Origin of the sequence: Streptomyces sp. (assembly GCF_031181555.1) — a bacterium.
In the GTDB taxonomy this organism is placed as follows: Bacteria; Actinomycetota; Actinomycetes; order Streptomycetales; family Streptomycetaceae; genus Streptomyces; species Streptomyces fimbriatus.
Genome location: NZ_JAPSKQ010000032.1, coordinates 1 through 17,540, shown reverse-complemented (window position 1 = coordinate 17,540; position 17,540 = coordinate 1). Strand labels below are relative to the sequence as shown.

The window sequence follows — 17,540 nt, the reverse complement described above, 5'->3', positions numbered from 1 at the left end:
CGCGCACCCTGCGGAACGCCCTGTTCCTGTTCACCGCCGACCATGCCCACGGCCGTCCGCCCCGGCCGGAGCACCTGGACGTCGTCAACGCCGCCGCCGCCGAGCCCCCGCTGGTCTCCCGCATCGAACCGGACGGCACCCGGGCCTGGGCCCCCGGCGCCACGGGCACCCAGCTGCTGTCGACCGTCGCCCGCGACGCGATCGACCTGTTCACCGGCCCGTACGCCCACCGCATCCGCGAGTGCGGTGCCCACGACTGCCGCCTGCTCTTCGTCGACACCTCGCGCCCGGGCCGCCGCCGCTGGTGCGCGATGGAGCACTGCGGGAACCTGGCGAAGGTGCGGGCGCACCGGGCGCGCCGGGCGCCGGGCGGCGCTTGAGTCAGCGCCCCGCGGGCTCCGCCTCCTGCCCCGCGGGTTCCGTCTTCTTCGCGTCCGCCTCCCGCCTCATGACGGCCTTGGACCGGCCCGCCCCGTCGGCGAGCGCCCGGGCGGCCCGGCGGGCGGTGCGCAGCGCGTCCCAGGTGAGCAGCGTGAGCGCCAGCCAGACCAGCGCGAACCCGGCCCAGCGCTCGGGCGGCATGGCCTCCTTGAAGTAGAGGATGCCCAGCAGGAACTGGAAGACCGGGGCCAGGTACTGGAGCAGCCCCAGGGTGGACAGGGGCACGCGGATCGCGGCGGCGCCGAAGCAGACCAGGGGGAGCGCGGTGACGATGCCGGTCGCGGCGAGCAGGGCCGCGTGCCCGGCGCCCTCGGTGGCGAAGGTGGAGTCGCCCCGCGCGCTCAGCCACAGCAGGTAGCCGAGCGCGGGCAGGAACTGGATGGCGGTCTCGGCGGCCAGCGACTCGACGCCGCCGAGGTTGACCTTCTTCTTCACCAGCCCGTAGGTGGCGAAGGAGAAGGCGAGGCAGAGCGAGATCCACGGCGGTCGGCCGTAGCCGAGGGTGAGCACGAGCACGGCCGAGGCGCCGACCCCGACCGCGGCCCACTGGACGGGCCGCAGCCGTTCCTTCAGCAGCAGCACGCCCATCGCGATGGTGACCAGCGGGTTGATGAAGTAGCCGAGGGAGGCCTCGACGACGTGCCCGGAGTTCACCGACCAGATGTAGACGCCCCAGTTGACGGTGATGACCGCCGCGGCGACCGCGATCAGCGCCAGCCTGCGCGGCTGCCGGAGCAGCTCGCCGAGCCAGGCCCAGCGGCGTATGACCAGCAGGGCGGCGCCCACGAAGAACAGCGACCAGACCATCCGGTGGGCGAGGATCTCCAGGGCGCCCGCGGGTTTGAGCAGGGGCCAGAACAGGGGCACCAGCCCCCACATTCCGTATGCCGCGAAACCGTTCAGCAGTCCTATGCGCCGCTCGGCGGCCGACTTCCCGGTCACGGGCCCCTCCTTCGTGCCTGACGCGTGCCCTGTCTCGCGCGGCCCTCGCGCACGTGCGCGATGCTCGCCGGACGACGGTAACGCCGGACACCCCCGCCTGTCATGTCCGTACCGGCATACGGTCATGACGGGCGGGGGTCGGGGGCGGGGCCCGGTGGCGATCGGCCGGGGTCAGCCCTTGAGCGCGGCGGCGACGGCCTCGGCGAGCGGGGTGGTGGGACGCCCGATCAGACGGGACAGATCGCCGCTGTCGACGACCAGCTCGCCCTTCTCGATGGAGACGTCCACGCCCGCGAGGACGGCGGCCAGCGGCTCGGGCAGACCGGCGCCGGTCAGGATGCCGGTGAGCGCCTCGGCCGTGACCGGGTTGTAGGTGATCTCCTCGCCGGTCTGCCGGCTCAGCTCGGCCGCGTACTCGGCGAAGCTCCACGCCTCGTCGCCGCCCAGTTCGTACGTCGTGTTCTCGTGCCCCTCGCCGGTCAGGACGGCGACGGCGGCGGCCGCGTAGTCGGCGCGCGAGGCGGAGGAGACCCGGCCCTCACCGGCGGCGGCGACGACCGCGCGGTGCTCCAGCACCGGGGCGAGGTTCTCGGTGTAGTTCTCGTGGTACCAGCCGTTGCGCAGCAGCGTGTACGGCACGCCCGAGCCCAGCAGCACCTCCTCGGTGCCGCGGTGGTCGTCGGCGAGGGCGGCGCTCAGGCCGCCGGGGGCGCTGGTGTAGGCGAGCAGGGCGACACCGGCGGCCTTCGCGGCGTCGATGACGGCCCTGTGCTGCCGGACCCGGTCCCCGCCGACCTCGTTGCCGGAGATCAGCAGCACCTTGTCACCGGCCGCGAACGCGCCGTCGAGGCTCTCGGGGGCGTTGTAGTCGGCGACCGCGATCCGCACGCCGCGCGCCGCGAGGCCGGCCGCCTTCTCCGCGCTGCGGACCACGGCGGTGACCTGCCCGGCCGGGACCTTCTCCAGCAACTGCTCCACGACGTGACGGCCGAGCTTTCCGGTGGCTCCGGTGACGACGATGCTCATGATCCAGGACTCCTTGTGGGGGTGCGTATGCACTAACCCTAGAGCTGGCGCTAACCAAAAGAAAGTACCCACTTTGAAGTAAGGTACTGGCATGACGGTAAGTGAACGTGGCCGGAGGAGCGACGGCGAGGCGATGTGCCCGCACCGGCTGGTCCTGGAGCACGTGACCAGCCGCTGGGGCGTGCTGGTGCTGATCCGGCTCCTCGAGCGGCCGTACCGCTTCAGCGAGCTGCGCCGGGCGATCGGCGGGGTCAGCGAGAAGATGCTCACCCAGACCCTCCAGACCCTGGAGCGCGACGGCCTGGTCCACCGTGACGCCAAGCCGGTCATCCCGCCCCGCGTCGACTACTCCCTCACCGGGCTGGGCCGTGAGGCGGCCGGGCAGGTGCGCGACCTGGCGCTGTGGACCGAGCGGCGCATGGACGACGTGACCGCGGCCCGGCAGGCGTACGACGAGGCCCGGGCGCGGTAGCGCGCCCGGGCCCGGTGGGACGGTCGGTGTGCGCCGGACTCAGCCGACCACCGTCCAGGTGTCGCCGCCGGCGAGGAGCGCGGCGAGGTCGCCCTTGCCGTGCTGCTCGACGGCGGTGTCGAGCTGGTCGGCCATCTGGGTGTCGTAGACCGGCCGGTCGACGGAGCGGAACACGCCGATGGGGGTGTGGTGCAGGGTGTCCGGGTCCGCGAGGCGGGACAGTGCGAAGGCGGTGGTCGGGGACGCCGAGCGGGCGTCGTGGACCAGGACCTCGGCCTCGTTCTCCGGCGTCACCGTGACCACCTTCAGATCGCCGGTGGCCCGGTCCCGTACGACGCCCTTGGACTTGTCGTGGCCGAAGCGGATCGGTTCGCCGTGCTCCAGGCGGATCACGGCCTCCTCGGCCTGCTGCCGGTCCTTGAGGACCTCGAAGGCGCCGTCGTTGAAGATGTTGCAGTTCTGGTAGATCTCGACCAGGGCCGTGCCCGGGTGGGCGGAGGCCTGGCGCAGCACCTCGGTGAGGTGCTTGCGGTCGGAGTCGACCGTGCGGGCCACGAAGGACGCCTCCGCGCCGATCGCCAGCGACACCGGGTTGAAGGGCGCGTCCAGCGAGCCCATCGGGGTCGACTTGGTGATCTTGCCGACTTCGGAGGTCGGGCTGTACTGGCCCTTGGTCAGACCGTAGATCCGGTTGTTGAACAGCAGGATCTTGAGGTTGACGTTGCGGCGCAGGGCGTGGATGAGGTGGTTGCCGCCGATGGACAGCGCGTCGCCGTCGCCGGTGACGACCCACACGCTCAGGTCGCGGCGGGAGGCCGCGAGGCCGGTGGCGATGGCGGGGGCGCGGCCGTGGATGGAGTGCATCCCGTAGGTGTTCATGTAGTACGGGAAGCGGGAGGAGCAGCCGATGCCGGAGACGAAGACGATGTTCTCCTTCGCCAGGCCGAGTTCGGGCATGAAGCCCTGGACGGCGGCGAGGATGGCGTAGTCGCCGCAGCCGGGGCACCAGCGCACTTCCTGGTCGGACTTGAAGTCCTTCATGGACTGCCTGCCCTCGGCCTTGGGGACGAGGGAAAGCGCCTCGGTCGTGCCCGTTCCTTCCGTGGTCGTCTCAGCCATCGATGGCCTCCTTCAGCGCCGTTGCGAGCTGTTCCGCCTTGAACGGCATGCCGTTGACCTGGTTGTACGACGTGGCGTCGACCAGGTACTTCGCCCGGACGAGGGTGGCGAGCTGACCGAGGTTCATCTCGGGGACCACCACCTTGTCGTACTGCCGGACGACCTCACCGAGGTTGCCCGGGAAGGGGTTGAGGTGCCGCAGGTGCGCCTGCGCCACCGACTCCCCGGCCGCGCGCAGCCGCCGCACGGCCGCCGTGATCGGCCCGTACGTCGATCCCCAGCCCAGCACCAGCGTCTTCGCGCCGTGCGGGTCGTCGACCTCCACGTCCGGCACGTCGATGCCGTCGACCTTCGCCTGGCGGATGCGGACCATGAAGTCGTGGTTGGCCGGGTCGTAGGAGATGTTGCCGGTGCCGTCCTGCTTCTCGATGCCGCCGATGCGGTGCTCCAGACCCGGCGTGCCCGGGATCGCCCACGGACGCGCCAGCGTCTGCGGGTCACGCTTGTACGGCCAGAACACCTCGGTGCCGTCGTCCAGGGTGTGGTTGGGGCCCTGCGTGAACTGCACGCGCAGGTCGGGCAGCTCCTCCGGGTCCGGGATGCGCCACGGCTCGCTGCCGTTGGCGAGGTAGCCGTCGGAGAGCAGGAAGACCGGGGTGCGGTAGGTCAGCGCGATCCGCGCCGCCTCCAGGGCCGCGTCGAAGCAGTCGGCCGGGGTGCGCGGGGCGACGACCGGGACCGGCGCCTCGCCGTTGCGCCCGTACATCGCCTGCAGCAGGTCCGCCTGCTCGGTCTTGGTCGGCAGACCGGTGGAGGGGCCGCCGCGCTGGATGTCCACGATCAGCAGCGGCAGCTCCAGGGAGACGGCCAGACCGATCGTCTCGCTCTTGAGGGCCACACCGGGGCCGGAGGTGGTGGTGACGGCGAGGGAGCCGCCGAAGGCCGCGCCGAGTGCCGCCCCGATGCCGGCGATCTCGTCCTCGGCCTGGAAGGTCCGCACGCCGAAGTTCTTGTGCCGGCTCAGCTCGTGCAGGATGTCCGAGGCCGGGGTGATCGGGTACGACCCCAGGAACAGCGGCAGGTCGGCCTGGCGGGAGGCGGCGATCAGGCCGTAGGCCAGGGCCAGGTTGCCGGAGATGTTGCGGTAGGTGCCGGGCGGGAACGCCTTCACCGCCGGGGCCACCTCGTAGGAGACGGCGAAGTCCTCCGTCGTCTCGCCGAAGTTCCAGCCCGCGCGGAACGCGGCGATGTTGGCCGCCGCGATGTCCGGCTTCTTGGCGAACTTCGAGGTCAGGAACTTCTCGGTGCCCTCGGTCGGGCGGTGGTACATCCACGACAGCAGGCCCAGCGCGAACATGTTCTTGCTGCGCTCGGCCTCCTTGCGCGTGAGGTCGAACTCCTTCAGCGCCTCGACCGTCAGCGTCGTCAGCGGCACCGGGTGCAGGTGGTAGCCGTCCAGCGAGCCGTCCTCCAGCGGGCTGCTGTCGTACCCGACCTTCTGCAGCGCCCGCTTGGTGAACTCGTCCGTGTTGACGATGATCTCCGCGCCGCGCGGCATGTCGGCGATGTTCGCCTTCAGCGCGGCCGGGTTCATCGCCACCAGCACGTTCGGCGCGTCACCGGGGGTGAGGATGTCGTGGTCGGCGAAGTGCAGCTGGAAGGACGAGACGCCGGGCAGGGTGCCGGCGGGCGCGCGGATCTCGGCCGGGAAGTTCGGCAGCGTGGAGAGGTCGTTGCCGAAGGACGCGGTCTCCGAGGTGAAGCGGTCACCGGTGAGCTGCATACCGTCACCCGAGTCCCCCGCGAACCTGATGATCACCCGGTCCAGACGGCGGACGTCCTTCGCTCCCGCCGCTTCGCGCTGCTCTCCTACGACTGCTCCGTCGGCCTGCTCCGCTGGGCTGCTGACCTGGCTGGTCACTGAACTGGACCTCCCTCGAGGCGGCTGTCCGGGACGGCCTTCCCGCAGACCTTCCCTGGATCAACCCTACGTCCGTAAGGGTCGCCTTCCTTGGGTGATTCGCATATTGGACACGAGGTCGAGACGGCTCGGCGCCCGGACATGTCCCGTCTTTTCCTTTGAACGCCCTGGTGGCAGCTCCTCGGTCCTTGTCCCGGGAGATCCCTGGAAGGCGCTCGCCGGGGCCGCTCCGGTGCCGCGGCGCCGGGCACCGGGACATCCGGCCGGGTCATCCGTACGGAGCGGCGGGGGAACGCACCCGCCGCGAGCGGTCCCGGGGCAGGAGCGGAGAGGTGTCAGGAGTTGAGATACGTGAGCACGGCCAGCACCCGCCGGTGATCGCCGTCGCTCGGGGACAGCCCCAGCTTCAGGAAGATGTTGCTGACGTGCTTCTCGACGGCACCGTCGCTCACCACCAGCTGCCTGGCGATCGCCGAGTTCGTCCGCCCCTCGGCCATCAGCCCCAGGACCTCCCGCTCGCGCGGGGTGAGTCCCGCGAGCACGTCCTGCTTGCGGCTGCGCCCCAGCAGCTGTGCGACCACCTCCGGGTCCAGGGCCGTGCCGCCCCGGGCCACGCGCACCACCGCGTCCACGAACTCACGTACTTCGGCCACCCGGTCCTTGAGCAGATAGCCGACGCCGCGGCTGGAACCGGCGAGCAGCTCCGTGGCGTAGCGCTCCTCCACGTACTGCGACAGCACCAGCACCCCGACGCCCGGATGGTCCCTGCGCAGCTGCACCGCGGCCCGCACGCCCTCGTCGGTGTGCGTCGGCGGCATCCGCACGTCGGCCACCACCACGTCCGGGAGCAGGCCCTGCCCGTCCAGCTCGGCGATGGTCTTGATCAGCGCGTCACCGTCGCCGACACCGGCCACGACCTCGTGCCCCCGGTCGGTCAGCAGCCGGGTCAGGCCCTCCCGCAGCAGCACCGAATCCTCGGCGATGACCACCCGCACCCTGTCCTCCACGATTCTCGGCCCCCCACAGCCCCGTGCCGCTCCCGCCCCCGTGGCGGGCCCGGCCCTCGGGTACAGCATTCCAGCATCCGGCGAGGAACGTTGCGGGGCACCGCGACCGGGGGCGTCATCGCAGCGTGCCGGCCGGTCCACGTCCACCGCGCACGACCGGCGCACAGGAGGGCGGGTGCGAGCCCACCGCCCGCACCCGCCGCCACGCCGGCCGCCGGTCTCAGTCCGCGCTCACCGCGTCCGCTCCGCCCGCCACGGCAGCTCCGCCGTCACCCGGGTCGGGCCGCCGGCGGGGGAGTCCACCACCAGGATCCCGTCCACCGCGTCCAGCCGCTCCGCCAAACCGGCCAGCCCGGAACCCAGGGACGGATCGGCGCCGCCCACGCCGTTGTCCACGACCTGCAGCATCAGCCGGTTCTCCGTCCGCCACACCTCCACGGCCGCCCACGTCGCCCGCGCGTGCTTGCTGATGTTCTGCAGCAGCTCGGAGACCGTGAAGTAGGCGATGCCCTCGATGGCCGGCGCGGGCCGCTCCGTCAGATCGACCTCCACCTGCACCGGGACCGTGCACCGCGAGGCGACCGAGGACAGGGCCGCGTCCAGCCCCCGGTCGGTCAGCACCGCCGGATGGATGCCGCGCGCCAGGTCCCGCAGCTCCTGCAGCGCCGTCTTCACCTCGCCGTGCGCCTCGTCCACCATCTGCGCCGCGACCTGCGGGTCCTCCCGCAGCTTCTCCTTGGCCAGCCCCAGCCCCATGGCGAGGTTCACCAGCCGGGCCTGCGCCCCGTCGTGCAGATCGCGCTCGATGCGCCGCAGATCGGCGGCGGCCGTGTCCACCACGACCCCCCGGTCCGACTCCAGCTCCACCACCCGCGTGGCCAGCCGGGACGGCCCGAGCAGCCCGTGCACCATCACCCGGTCCACCGTCGTCAGCGCCCGGACGATCCACGGCGTGGCGATGGTGAACAGCAGGCCCACCAACGCCGTCACCGTGATCTCGAACGGGTTGTCCAGGTAGATCCGGTGCTGCTCGTCGCCGTACAGCTGCATCCCCCCCTGACCGCCGTACATCGGGAAGAGCCAGAACCACAGCGGATACGTCAGCAGCGACCAGCCGATCGACCAGAAGGTCACCACGACGGTGAAGGAGAACACCGCCCACGGCAGCAGCAGCACCGCGTACAGCAGGGACCGCCACGAGGCGCCGCTCTTGAGCACGGCGCCGATCCACGCCATGAACCCCTGCCGCTTCGTCCGCAGCGGCTCCGGATCGGCCACCTCCAGGCCCAGCAGCCCCCGCGCCCGCGCCCGCTCCAGCGCGCCGAACCCCCGGCAGCCGGCGAGCGCCGCCGCCAGCACCGGGACGCCGAGGAACGTCACCAGCAGGCCCGCCCCCAGCGACACCATCGTGATCGCGTACGTGAACAGCAGAACGCTGATCGGCAGGCTCAGCAGCACATACCCCAGCTCCCGCCAGGTGCGCCCCTCGACCGGCGCCCGCAGCGCGGCCGGCAACCGGTGCCGCTGCTCCCCAGGGCTCCCGGGATGCCCGGGCTTCGTGTCGATCCCGTAGCCCTGTCCGTAGTGCGTGGCCATCGGCGTCGTCCTTCTCCTCGTCCGGCGGCTGTGCTGTCGTACCTCCAGCCTGCTGCGCCGCAGGTCGGCGGACCATGGAGTCCGTCGCAGTCTTGGACCGGGGGTTATCCCCACCTCCGGCCGCGGGCGGCCGTTCCCGCGACCGCGCCCTTGGCCGCTCCCTCGGTCCCCCCGGTCTTCCGCCCGGCCGTCCGCGCGTCCTCGGCGAGAACGCCGGAGCGGTCCCGCCACGGCAGCTCCGCCGTGACCGTCGTCGGACCGCCCTCGGGCGACTCCACGACGAACAGACCGTCCACCGCGCCCAGCCGGTCGGCGAGGCCCCGCATACCCGTACCGCCGTCCAGGCGCGCGCCCCCGCGCCCGTCGTCCCGCACCTGGACGAGCAGCCGGCCCTCCGACCGCCACACATCGACCGCCGCCGACCGCGCCCCGCTGTGCTTGCTGACGTTCTGCAGCAACTCCGAGACGGTGAAGTAGGCGATGCCCTCGATGGCGGCGGCCGGCCGTTCGGCGAGGTCGACCGTCACCTTCACCGGGACCGTGCACCGCGAGGCGACCGAGGACAGGGCCGCGTCCAGCCCCCGGTCGGTCAGCACCGCCGGATGGATGCCGCGCGCCAGGTCCCGCAGCTCCTGCAGGGCCAGCTTCACCTCGCCGTGCGCCTCCTCGACCATCGCCGCCGCCGAGTCGGGATCCTCCAGCAGCTTCTCCTTGGCCAGCCCCAGCCCCATGGCGAGGTTCACCAGCCGGGCCTGCGCCCCGTCGTGCAGATCGCGCTCGATGCGCCGCAGGTCCGCCGCCGCCGTGTCGACCACCACGCCCCGGTCGGACTCCAGCTCGGCGATGCGCCGCTCCAGCTCGTCGGAGGGCGACAGCAGACCGCGCACCATCACCCGGTCCACGTTGGCCAGGCCCCGCGCGATGAACGGCAGCACCGGCCACAGCACGAACAGGCCGGCCAGCGTGACGGCGAAGGTGAGGACGCCCCAGGGCAGGCGTATGACCTCGTACAGCACCGTGCGCCAGCCCACCGGGTCCTTCACCGCCATCCACCACTGCGGCCAGAACCCCCGGGCACCGCGCCACGGCAGCCGGCTCGGCTCCTCCACCCGCACCCCGAGCAGCTTCCTCGCCCGCGCCCGCTCCATCCTGCCCAGCAGCCGCGCGCCCATCAGCCCGGCCGCGAGCACCGGGAACCCGATCACCGTGACGGTCAGTCCGACACCCGTGAACAGCATGGTCGCCACGTAGGTGAAACCGACCAGTGCCACCGGCAGGTTCGCCAGGAGGTGGGCGATCTCCTTCCAGGTGTGCGCGTCGTACGCGAAACGGGGCGAGGGCGGGCGATCGCCGTGCCCGGCCGTGTCCGGGGCCGCCGTCACCGGCGTGCCCGGGGGTGGGTGTCGTTCGGTCATGTGCATCAGCGTGCCCTGGAGCCGGGGCCTGCGCCATGAGGTGCACCGCCACGATGCACTGAGGAAAACCCCACCCCCGCATGCCGAGGGGCGACGGGCTGCTTACCGTGCCTTTATCAGGGCCTAGACTCCCGTGCGTACAGATCGTCGAACCGCGACGTTCACAGGCACGGGTCAGGGCACGGACCAGGGACACCAGCCAGGGAGTGAGGGGCGGACGTGCGGGAACCGACCGTCGTCGAGACAACCGTCGTCGATACACTCGATACAACCGTCGTCACCGCGGCGGACGTCGCGGTGGACTACTTCCAGTCCTACTCGGTCGTCGGACTGCTGGCCGTCGTCGGCATGCTGTTCGTCGCGGTCGCCTTCGGGGCCGGACGCCTGCTGCGCCCCGTCGTCCCCACTCCCGAGAAGCTCCTGACGTACGAGTGCGGGGTCGACCCCGTCGGTGAGGGCTGGGCCCACACCCAGGTCCGCTACTACGTCTACGCCTTCCTCTACGTGATCTTCGCCGTCGACTCGATCTTCCTCTTCCCCTGGGCGACCGTCTTCGCCGCCGACGGCTACGGCGCGACCACCCTCGTGGAGATGTTCATCTTCCTCGGCTTCCTCGCCGTGGGCCTGCTGTACGCATACAAGAAGGGCGTCCTGACATGGACGTGAACCCCTCGACCTCCTCCGCCCCGTCGGGCTCCGAGCCGGTCCTGCTGCCGGAGCCGAAGAGGCTCGGTGCGCTCGCCCGCCTGGCGCCCGAGCCGATGAAGGTGGTCCTCAACTGGGGCCGCCGCTACTCGCTGTGGGTCTTCAACTTCGGCCTCGCCTGCTGTGCGATCGAGTTCATCGCCGCGTCGATGGCCCGCCACGACTTCATCCGTCTCGGCGTCATCCCCTTCGCGCCGGGACCGCGCCAGGCCGACCTGATGGTCGTCTCCGGAACGGTCACGGACAAGATGGCGCCCGCGGTGAAGCGCCTGTACGAGCAGATGCCCGAGCCGAAGTACGTCATCTCCTTCGGCGCGTGCAGCAACTGCGGCGGCCCGTACTGGGACTCCTACTCCGTCACCAAGGGCGTGGACCAGATCATCCCGGTCGACGTCTACGTCCCGGGCTGTCCGCCCCGGCCCGAGGCACTGCTCCAGGGGGTTCTCAAACTCCAGGAGAAGATCGCGCGGGAGTCGCTGGGGGAGCGGTACGGAACCGGCCCCGGGGGCGATCCCGGCGCGGGACGTCCGTCGGCGGCGGCGCTGCAGAGCGGGTTGGTCGAACCGCCGGCGCCCGGTGGGTCCGGTGGCGGGGCGTCGGACGCGGGGGAGGGGCGATGACCGCGGTCGGCTGGCTCCCCGCCGACGCCGAGGAGCTGTTCGGCGCGGACGCCACGGCGGAGGAGTCGTACGGCGTCCTGACCGTCGACGTACCCCCCGCCTCCTGGATCTCCGCCCTGGAGACCGCGCGCGACCGCATCGGCTGCACGTTCTTCGACTGGCTGAGCGCGGTCGACGAACCGGGCACGGGATTCCGCGTCACGGCGCACGTCGCGGCCCTGTCGCCGGTGCGACGCCTGCTGCTGCGCACCACGGTCCCGCACGAGGCGCCGACGCTGCCCTCCGCCGTGGGCGTCTACGCGGGCGCCGCCTGGCACGAACGCGAGACGTACGAGATGTTCGGCATCGACTTCACGGGTCACCCCGCCCTGGAGCACCTCCTCCTGCCGGACGGCTTCGAGGGTCACCCCCTGCGCAAGGACTTCGTCCTCGCGGCCCGTGTCGCCAAGGCCTGGCCCGGAGCCAAGGAGCCCGGGGAGCCCGAGCACGGTGGTCCCAAGCGCCGCCAGATGCTGCCTCCCGGTGTCCCCGATCCCAACGAATGGGGCCCGCTGAAGGGCCAGCTCCCGCCTGCCCCGGCCCGTCCGGCCCGAGGCGCCGGCAGGGCGGCCGCAGGTGCGGGGCGAGCGGCCGGAGAACGCCCCGCGGCGGCCCGCGCGGCGGGCGACCGCCCCGTACGCCGCACCCGCACGGCGGCGGAGGGCTCGGCGAGCCAGGCCGCCGGGGGCGCGGCGGGCCGGGCTGCGGAGGCGCGCTCCGAGGCGCCGGCCACGGACACCGGTTCCTCCACGGGGCCGACCCCTCCGTCCGCGCCCACCGCACCCCCCGCACGACGTGCCCGGAGCGCGAGCGAGGGGTCGGCGTCCCAGCGCGCCGGGGCTCGTGCCGCCGGTGGTCCCCGCCGGGCGCGCAGCGCGTCCGAGGGGTCCGCGAGCCAGCGTGCCGCGTCGGACCGGACGGTGCCCTCGGGCGGAGCCGAAGCGGCGGACGGCACCACCGCTCCCGAGCACGCCGAGGGCCGGCCGGAACGGAAGCCCCCCGTCGCGCCGCGCAGCCCGGACGCCCCCTGGCACCACGCCCGCCCCGCCTTCGACCGACCCGAAGCCGAAGACGGCACCGAGGCCGCGCCCGAACCGGCCCGCGGGCCTGAGCCCGAACCGGCCCGGGAGGCCGTCCCCGAACCGGCCCCCGAATCCGAGTCCGCGCCCGGGACGTCCCCCGAGGCCGAACGGGGAACGGCACCCGGGGCCGGGCGTGCGCCGGCCTCCGGAACCGATCGGGAGGCCACGGCCCCGGACGTGCCCCCGAGCACCGCCTCGGGGACCACGGGCGGCTCCGGGACCCCGGCCCCCGAGCCGGAGCCGGCCCCGAAGGAGCGTGAGACCCCCGACAGCTCGAGCGCCCCCGCCGCCCCCGGCGACCCCGACGCCCCCACCCCCGACGACCCCTCAGGAGGCCCGCGGTGAACGACGTGCTCGACGTCGCCCTGCGACTCCTGGTCGTCTTCGTCGTCTTCCTCACCTTCCCCCTGCTCGTGGGTCAGACCGAGCACAAGGTGATGGCCCACATGCAGGGCCGCCTCGGTCCCATGTACGCCGGTGGCTTCCACGGCTGGGCCCAGCTCATCGCCGACGGAGTGAAGTTCGCGCAGAAGGAGGACGTGGTCCCGGCGGGCGCGGACCGCCGTATCTTCCAGCTCGCCCCGGCCGTCGCCCTCCTGCCGTACCTCCTCGTCCTGCTCGCCATTCCGATCGGCCCGGGCGAGGGCGCGGTCGGCCAGGTGCTGGACGCGGGCGTGTTCTTCGTGCTCGCCGTCATGGGCGTGGGCGTCCTCGGCTCGCTCATGGCCGGCTGGGCCTCCGCCAACAAGTTCTCCCTCCTCGGCGGCCTGCGCACCGCCGCGCAGCTCCTCGCCTACGAACTGCCGATGCTGCTCACCGCCGCCTCGGTGGCGATGGCGGCCGGCACCGTCTCGCTCGTCGGCATCCTCGACGCCTTCGAGTGGTGGTGGCTGCCCTGGCAGATCACCGGCGCGCTCGTCTTCTTCGTCGCCGGCCTCGCCGAACTCCAGCGCCCGCCGTTCGACATGCCCGTCGCCGACTCGGAGATCATCTTCGGTGCGTACACCGAGTACACCGGTCTGCGCTTCGCCCTCTTCCTCCTCGCCGAGTACGCCGGAATCGTCGTCCTGTGCGGCCTGACCACCGTCCTCTTCCTGGGCGGCTGGCACGGCCCCTGGGGCGCCGACGGACTCGGCTGGGTCTGGACCCTGCTGAAGACCGCGGTCCTCGCCTTCGTCGTCATCTGGCTCCGCGTCACCTACCCGCGTCTGCGCGAGGACCAGCTGCAGAAGCTCTCCTGGACCCTCCTCGTCCCCCTCTCCCTCGCCCAGATCGCCCTCACCGGCATCGTCAAGGTGGTGTTCCTGTAATGGCCCCGATCCCCGGCTCCGGCCTGGCCAAGGGCCTGGCCGTCACCCTGCGGACGATGACGAAGAAGTCCGTCACCGACCAGTACCCGGACACCCAGCCCGACCTGCCGCCCCGCACCCGCGGGGTGATCGGCCTGTTCGAGGAGAACTGCACGGTCTGCATGCTGTGCGCCCGCGAGTGCCCGGACTGGTGCATCTACATCGACTCCCACAAGGAGACGGTCCCGGCGGCGACCCCCGGCGGCCGCGAGCGCAGCCGCAACGTCCTCGACCGCTTCGCCATCGACTTCTCCCTGTGCATGTACTGCGGTATCTGCATCGAGGTGTGTCCTTTCGACGCCCTGTTCTGGTCCCCCGAGTTCGAGTACGCCGAGACCGACATCCGTGACCTCACCCACGAGCGCGACAAGCTGCGCGAGTGGATGTGGACGGTCCCGGCCCCGCCCGCCCTCGACCCCGGTGCCGAGGAGCCGAAGGAGGTCGCCGCCGCCCGCAAGACCGCCGAGAAGCTGGCCGCCGCCCAGGCCGCGGAGGCGGCTCCGCCCCCGACGCCCCCGGCCGGCACCGAGTCGCACGCCGACGAGCAGGCCCGCGCCGCCGAGTCCCCCACACGCCCGGCGGGCGATTCGAAGCAACAGACGGACCAGCCGCGGCAGGAGGGCCGGGAATGACCCCCGCAGCGACCGCCGGCAGCCTCGTCGGCACCATGAACCTGGCGGCCGAGTCCCCCGGCTTCCTCTCCCCGACCGGCGTGGAGATCGCCTTCCTCCTCGTCGGCCTGGTCACCTTCGGCGCCGCCGTCGTCACCGTCACCACGAGGCAGCTGGTGCACGCCGCCCTGTGGCTGGTGGTGGCCCTCGGTGGTCTCGCCGTCGAATACCTCCTGCTCACCGCCGAGTTCATCGCCTGGGTGCAGGTCCTCATCTACGTCGGTTCCGTCGTCGTGCTCCTCCTGTTCGGCCTGATGCTCACCAGGGCCCCCATCGGCCGCTCCCCGGACGCCGACTCCGGCAACCGCTGGGTCGCCCTCGCCGTGGCGGTCGCCGCCGCGGCCGCCCTGGTCTGGGTCGTCGTCGACGCCTTCCGCACCACCTGGATCGACCTGGACGGCGCGCCCGCCGGCTCCACCGACGTGACCGGCGCGAGCCTCTTCCAGCACTGGGTCCTCCCCTTCGAGGCCCTCTCCGTCCTCCTCCTCGCCGCCCTCGTCGGCGCGATCGTCCTGTCCCGCAAGGCGAAGGCCGCCGCGGCCGGGGGAGGGACGGCCACCCCGCCGGCCGCGCCCCCGCCGACCGCTGCTCCGCCGGCCGGCGGCCGGACCTCCGGCCCGGGCGCGTCCGGAACGACGGACGCCGGGCGCGACACGGAAGGGACCCGCTGATGCACCTCGCCTATCCCGCCGTGCTGTCCGTCCTCCTGTTCTGCACCGGGCTGTACGGCGTCCTCGCCCGCCGCAACGCGATCCTGGTCCTGATGTCGGTCGAGCTGATGCTCAACGCCGTCAACCTGAACCTGGTCGCCTTCGACGTCTGGCTCAGCCGGGCCGCCGAGGAGACGCTGCACTCCGGCCAGGCCCTGACCCTGTTCACCATCGCCATCGCCGCCGCCGAGATCGGCATCGGCCTGGCGATCGTCCTCGCCGTGTACCGCAACCGCGGCACCTCGGACATCGACAAGCTCCGCGACACCGCCGAGGGCCACGAACCCGACGGCCCCGACACCGACGTATCCGACAGCGACGCCTCCGCGACCCAGGCGGCCGCCGAGAAGGCCGAGGCCACCGCGTGACCACCACCACCCTCGCCGTCCTCGTCCCCCTCCTCCCGTTCCTCGGCGCCGTCGCCGGGCTGCTCCTGGGCCGCACGGCCCCCGGCTTCGTCCGCCCGCTCGCCGTCCTGCCGACGCTCGCCTCCCTCGTGCTGGCCGCCGTGGTCGCCGCACGCCAGGGCGGCGACCGGGCCGTCGACGCCGCCACCGAGCTCACCCCCACCGGCTCGGTCCCCATCGAACTCGCCCTGCACATCGACGGCTTCGCCGCCCTCACCGCCGTCCTGGTCACCGTCGTCGCCGGCTGCGTGCAGATCTACTCGACGGGCTACCTGCGCGACGACCCGCGCTATCCCTCCTACGCCGCCCTCGTCTCCCTGTTCACCTCCGCGATGCTCCTGGTCGTCTACTCCGGCGACCTGATGGTCCTGCTGGTCGGCTGGGAAGTCATGGGCATCTGCTCCTACTTCCTCGTCGGCCACTACTGGGAGACCCCCGAGGCCCGCGCCGCCTCGCTCAAGGCCTTCCTCGTCACCAAGCTCGGTGACGTCCCCTTCCTCATCGGCCTGTTCGCCCTGGCCACCGAAGCCGGGTCCTTCCGCATCACCCGGATCCTCGGCGCCGTCGCGAACGGCGGCATCGAACACCCCACGCCGATCGCCCTGCTGCTCCTGGCGGGCGTGGCCGGCAAGTCGGCGCAGTTCCCGCTGCACACCTGGCTCCCCGACGCGATGGCGGGCCCGACCCCCGTCTCCGCGCTGATCCACGCCGCGACCATGGTCGCCGCCGGTGTCTACTTCATCGCGCGTCTCCTCCCGCTGTTCGAGGCCTCACAGGCCGCGATGGTCGTCCTCGCCGTCATGGCCGCCGCGACCATGGCCGGCTCCGCGCTCGCCGCTCTCGCCCAGGACGACATCAAGCGCGTCCTCGCCTACTCGACGATCGGCCAGCTCGGCTACATGACGGGCGCCCTCGCCGTCGCCGACCGCGGGGCCGCCGTCTTCCACCTCCTGTCCCACGGTGCCTTCAAGGCGCTGCTGTTCCTCGCGGCCGGCGCGATCATCCACGCCGCCGGCACCAACTCGCTGGCCGCCATGTCCCGCATGGGCCACCTGCGCGACCGCGTCCCCGACGCCTACTGGACGATGACCGTGGCGCTCCTCGCGCTCGCCGCGATCCCGCCGTTCAGCGGCTTCTTCTCCAAGGAGGCCGTCCTCGGGGTCGCCGAGCACGTCGTCACCGGCCACACCGAGCACACCCCCGCCGCGGCGGGCTGGATCGTCCTCCTCGCCGGCCTGCTCACGGCCCTGCTCACCGCGGCGTACGCGACGCGCCTGTGGCTGCTGGCCTTCCGCGGCCACGGCACCGAGGCCCCCGACCACGGCAGGCAGCCGCTGACGATGACCGCGGTGCTGTGGGTGCTCGCCGTCCCGTCCCTGGCACTCGGCGGATTCGCGTTCCGCGCCCTGCCCGACTGGTTCGACGGCCACGACCTGACCCCGACCCTCACCACCTCCGTGCTCGGCACGGGCGTGGCCCTGGTCGGCGGCATCGTCACCTACGCCACCTGGCGGCACACCACCGCGCACGCCGTCCGCGTCCCCCTCGGCGCCGTCGCCGCCCACCCCGAGGGTGACGCCGGGCAGGTCGAGGCGGAGGCCATCGCCAGCCACGAGCCCGCCTACGGGGACATCGCGTACGCGCCCGACCCGTCGGACCCCGGGCGGCTGCTGCTCGGCCCGCTGCACCGCCACGCGGCCGCCGGCTTCCACCTCGACGCCGTGTACACGGCCCTCTTCGTCCGCCCGGTCCAGGCCGGAGCGCGTCTCGTCCGGTTCCTCGACCGCGAGGTCGTCGAGACCTACGTCCGCGGAGCGGGAACGCTGCCCCGATGGCTGGGCGCCGCCGTGCGACGGGCCCAGACCGGCAATCTGCAGACCTATGTGAGCGTGCTGCTCGCCGGCACCGTCGTCCTCGCGGTCGCCGCCGTCCTCGTCGCCACGGGAGCGTGAGCAGGCGTGATCGATATCAACGAGTCCGTGATGCAGTTCCTTCTGGCGTTCCTCGTCGTCGGCCCG

17 protein-coding genes are annotated in these 17,540 nt (G+C 72.6%); 10 read left to right on the top strand and 7 right to left on the bottom strand.

Going from position 1 to position 17,540, the window contains the following annotated elements:
* A partial coding sequence (locus tag RIM90_RS09765; protein ID WP_309060207.1) for a CGNR zinc finger domain-containing protein occupies positions 1-380 on the top strand: 380 nt, incomplete at its 5' end.
* A gap of 1 nt (position 381) precedes the next feature.
* On the opposite strand, the gene rarD is transcribed toward RIM90_RS09765, so the two are convergent.
* Positions 382-1,320, bottom strand: coding sequence for an EamA family transporter RarD (gene rarD, locus RIM90_RS09760; RefSeq protein WP_375165420.1), 939 nt, complete (start codon positions 1,318-1,320; stop codon positions 382-384).
* Between the two features lie 234 nt (positions 1,321-1,554).
* A complete protein-coding gene (locus RIM90_RS09755) occupies positions 1,555-2,409 on the bottom strand; it encodes an SDR family oxidoreductase (protein ID WP_309060205.1) in 855 nt (284 codons plus the stop codon).
* A gap of 91 nt (positions 2,410-2,500) precedes the next feature.
* On the opposite strand from RIM90_RS09755, the gene RIM90_RS09750 reads away from it, so the two are divergent.
* Complete coding sequence (locus RIM90_RS09750) at positions 2,501-2,881, top strand: helix-turn-helix domain-containing protein (RefSeq protein ID WP_309060204.1); 381 nt, start codon at positions 2,501-2,503, stop codon at positions 2,879-2,881.
* 39 nt (positions 2,882-2,920) lie between these two features.
* On the opposite strand, the gene RIM90_RS09745 is transcribed toward RIM90_RS09750, so the two are convergent.
* The 5 genes from RIM90_RS09745 to RIM90_RS09725 all read right to left on the bottom strand — a co-directional run bounded on the left by RIM90_RS09745 (position 2,921) and on the right by RIM90_RS09725 (position 9,939).
* Positions 2,921-4,000, bottom strand: a complete 1,080-nt coding sequence (locus RIM90_RS09745; RefSeq protein ID WP_309060203.1) for a 2-oxoacid:ferredoxin oxidoreductase subunit beta — start codon at positions 3,998-4,000, stop codon at positions 2,921-2,923.
* Entirely contained in the window at positions 3,993-5,921 is a 1,929-nt protein-coding gene (locus RIM90_RS09740) for a 2-oxoacid:acceptor oxidoreductase subunit alpha (RefSeq protein WP_309060202.1), read from the bottom strand. The genes RIM90_RS09745 and RIM90_RS09740 overlap by 8 nt, the downstream gene beginning before the upstream one ends.
* A gap of 335 nt (positions 5,922-6,256) precedes the next feature.
* Entirely contained in the window at positions 6,257-6,916 is a 660-nt protein-coding gene (locus tag RIM90_RS09735; RefSeq protein ID WP_309060235.1) for a response regulator transcription factor, read from the bottom strand.
* Between the two features lie 243 nt (positions 6,917-7,159).
* Positions 7,160-8,524 carry a sensor domain-containing protein gene (locus RIM90_RS09730; RefSeq protein ID WP_309060201.1) on the bottom strand — a complete coding sequence of 455 codons (1,365 nt, stop codon included), beginning with the start codon at positions 8,522-8,524 and terminating at the stop codon, positions 7,160-7,162.
* 104 nt (positions 8,525-8,628) lie between these two features.
* Entirely contained in the window at positions 8,629-9,939 is a 1,311-nt protein-coding gene (locus tag RIM90_RS09725; protein WP_375165419.1) for a sensor histidine kinase, read from the bottom strand.
* A 219-nt stretch (positions 9,940-10,158) separates the two neighbouring features.
* Between RIM90_RS09725 and RIM90_RS09720 the strand changes: the two genes are divergently transcribed.
* Genes RIM90_RS09720 through RIM90_RS09685 form a run of 8 tightly spaced genes read left to right on the top strand, consistent with a single transcriptional unit; the run spans position 10,159 to position 17,474 of the window.
* Entirely contained in the window at positions 10,159-10,605 is a 447-nt protein-coding gene (locus tag RIM90_RS09720; RefSeq protein ID WP_375165418.1) for an NADH-quinone oxidoreductase subunit A, read from the top strand.
* Entirely contained in the window at positions 10,596-11,264 is a 669-nt protein-coding gene (locus tag RIM90_RS09715) for an NADH-quinone oxidoreductase subunit B family protein (RefSeq protein WP_309060199.1), read from the top strand. The genes RIM90_RS09720 and RIM90_RS09715 overlap by 10 nt, the downstream gene beginning before the upstream one ends.
* Positions 11,261-12,730, top strand: a complete 1,470-nt coding sequence (locus tag RIM90_RS09710; protein ID WP_309060198.1) for an NADH-quinone oxidoreductase subunit C — start codon at positions 11,261-11,263, stop codon at positions 12,728-12,730. The genes RIM90_RS09715 and RIM90_RS09710 overlap by 4 nt, the downstream gene beginning before the upstream one ends.
* Entirely contained in the window at positions 12,727-13,695 is a 969-nt protein-coding gene (locus RIM90_RS09705) for a complex I subunit 1 family protein (protein WP_309060197.1), read from the top strand. The genes RIM90_RS09710 and RIM90_RS09705 overlap by 4 nt, the downstream gene beginning before the upstream one ends.
* Positions 13,695-14,366 (top strand): NADH-quinone oxidoreductase subunit I, encoded by a 672-nt coding sequence (locus tag RIM90_RS09700; RefSeq protein ID WP_309060196.1) that lies wholly within the window; start codon positions 13,695-13,697, stop codon positions 14,364-14,366. Before RIM90_RS09705 ends, RIM90_RS09700 begins: the two co-directional genes overlap by 1 nt.
* Complete coding sequence (locus tag RIM90_RS09695; protein ID WP_309060195.1) at positions 14,363-15,076, top strand: NADH-quinone oxidoreductase subunit J; 714 nt, start codon at positions 14,363-14,365, stop codon at positions 15,074-15,076. Before RIM90_RS09700 ends, RIM90_RS09695 begins: the two co-directional genes overlap by 4 nt.
* Positions 15,076-15,483, top strand: a complete 408-nt coding sequence (gene nuoK, locus RIM90_RS09690; RefSeq protein WP_309060194.1) for an NADH-quinone oxidoreductase subunit NuoK — start codon at positions 15,076-15,078, stop codon at positions 15,481-15,483. The genes RIM90_RS09695 and nuoK overlap by 1 nt, the downstream gene beginning before the upstream one ends.
* Positions 15,480-17,474, top strand: a complete 1,995-nt coding sequence (locus tag RIM90_RS09685; protein ID WP_309060193.1) for an NADH-quinone oxidoreductase subunit L — start codon at positions 15,480-15,482, stop codon at positions 17,472-17,474. Before nuoK ends, RIM90_RS09685 begins: the two co-directional genes overlap by 4 nt.
* The last annotated feature ends 66 nt before the right edge of the window (positions 17,475-17,540 follow it).

Coding starts and splice junctions, on each gene's coding strand:
- RIM90_RS09725 (WP_375165419.1), bottom strand. CDS start 9,939: ATGACCGAACGACACCCACCCCCGGGCACGCCGGTGACGGCGGCCCCG.
- RIM90_RS09710 (WP_309060198.1), top strand. CDS start 11,261: ATGACCGCGGTCGGCTGGCTCCCCGCCGACGCCGAGGAGCTGTTCGGC.
- nuoK (WP_309060194.1), top strand. CDS start 15,076: ATGCACCTCGCCTATCCCGCCGTGCTGTCCGTCCTCCTGTTCTGCACC.
- RIM90_RS09745 (WP_309060203.1), bottom strand. CDS start 4,000: ATGGCTGAGACGACCACGGAAGGAACGGGCACGACCGAGGCGCTTTCC.
- RIM90_RS09700 (WP_309060196.1), top strand. CDS start 13,695: ATGGCCCCGATCCCCGGCTCCGGCCTGGCCAAGGGCCTGGCCGTCACC.
- RIM90_RS09730 (WP_309060201.1), bottom strand. CDS start 8,524: ATGGCCACGCACTACGGACAGGGCTACGGGATCGACACGAAGCCCGGG.
- RIM90_RS09755 (WP_309060205.1), bottom strand. CDS start 2,409: ATGAGCATCGTCGTCACCGGAGCCACCGGAAAGCTCGGCCGTCACGTC.
- RIM90_RS09715 (WP_309060199.1), top strand. CDS start 10,596: ATGGACGTGAACCCCTCGACCTCCTCCGCCCCGTCGGGCTCCGAGCCG.
- rarD (WP_375165420.1), bottom strand. CDS start 1,320: ATGTGGGGGCTGGTGCCCCTGTTCTGGCCCCTGCTCAAACCCGCGGGC.
- RIM90_RS09695 (WP_309060195.1), top strand. CDS start 14,363: ATGACCCCCGCAGCGACCGCCGGCAGCCTCGTCGGCACCATGAACCTG.
- RIM90_RS09750 (WP_309060204.1), top strand. CDS start 2,501: ATGACGGTAAGTGAACGTGGCCGGAGGAGCGACGGCGAGGCGATGTGC.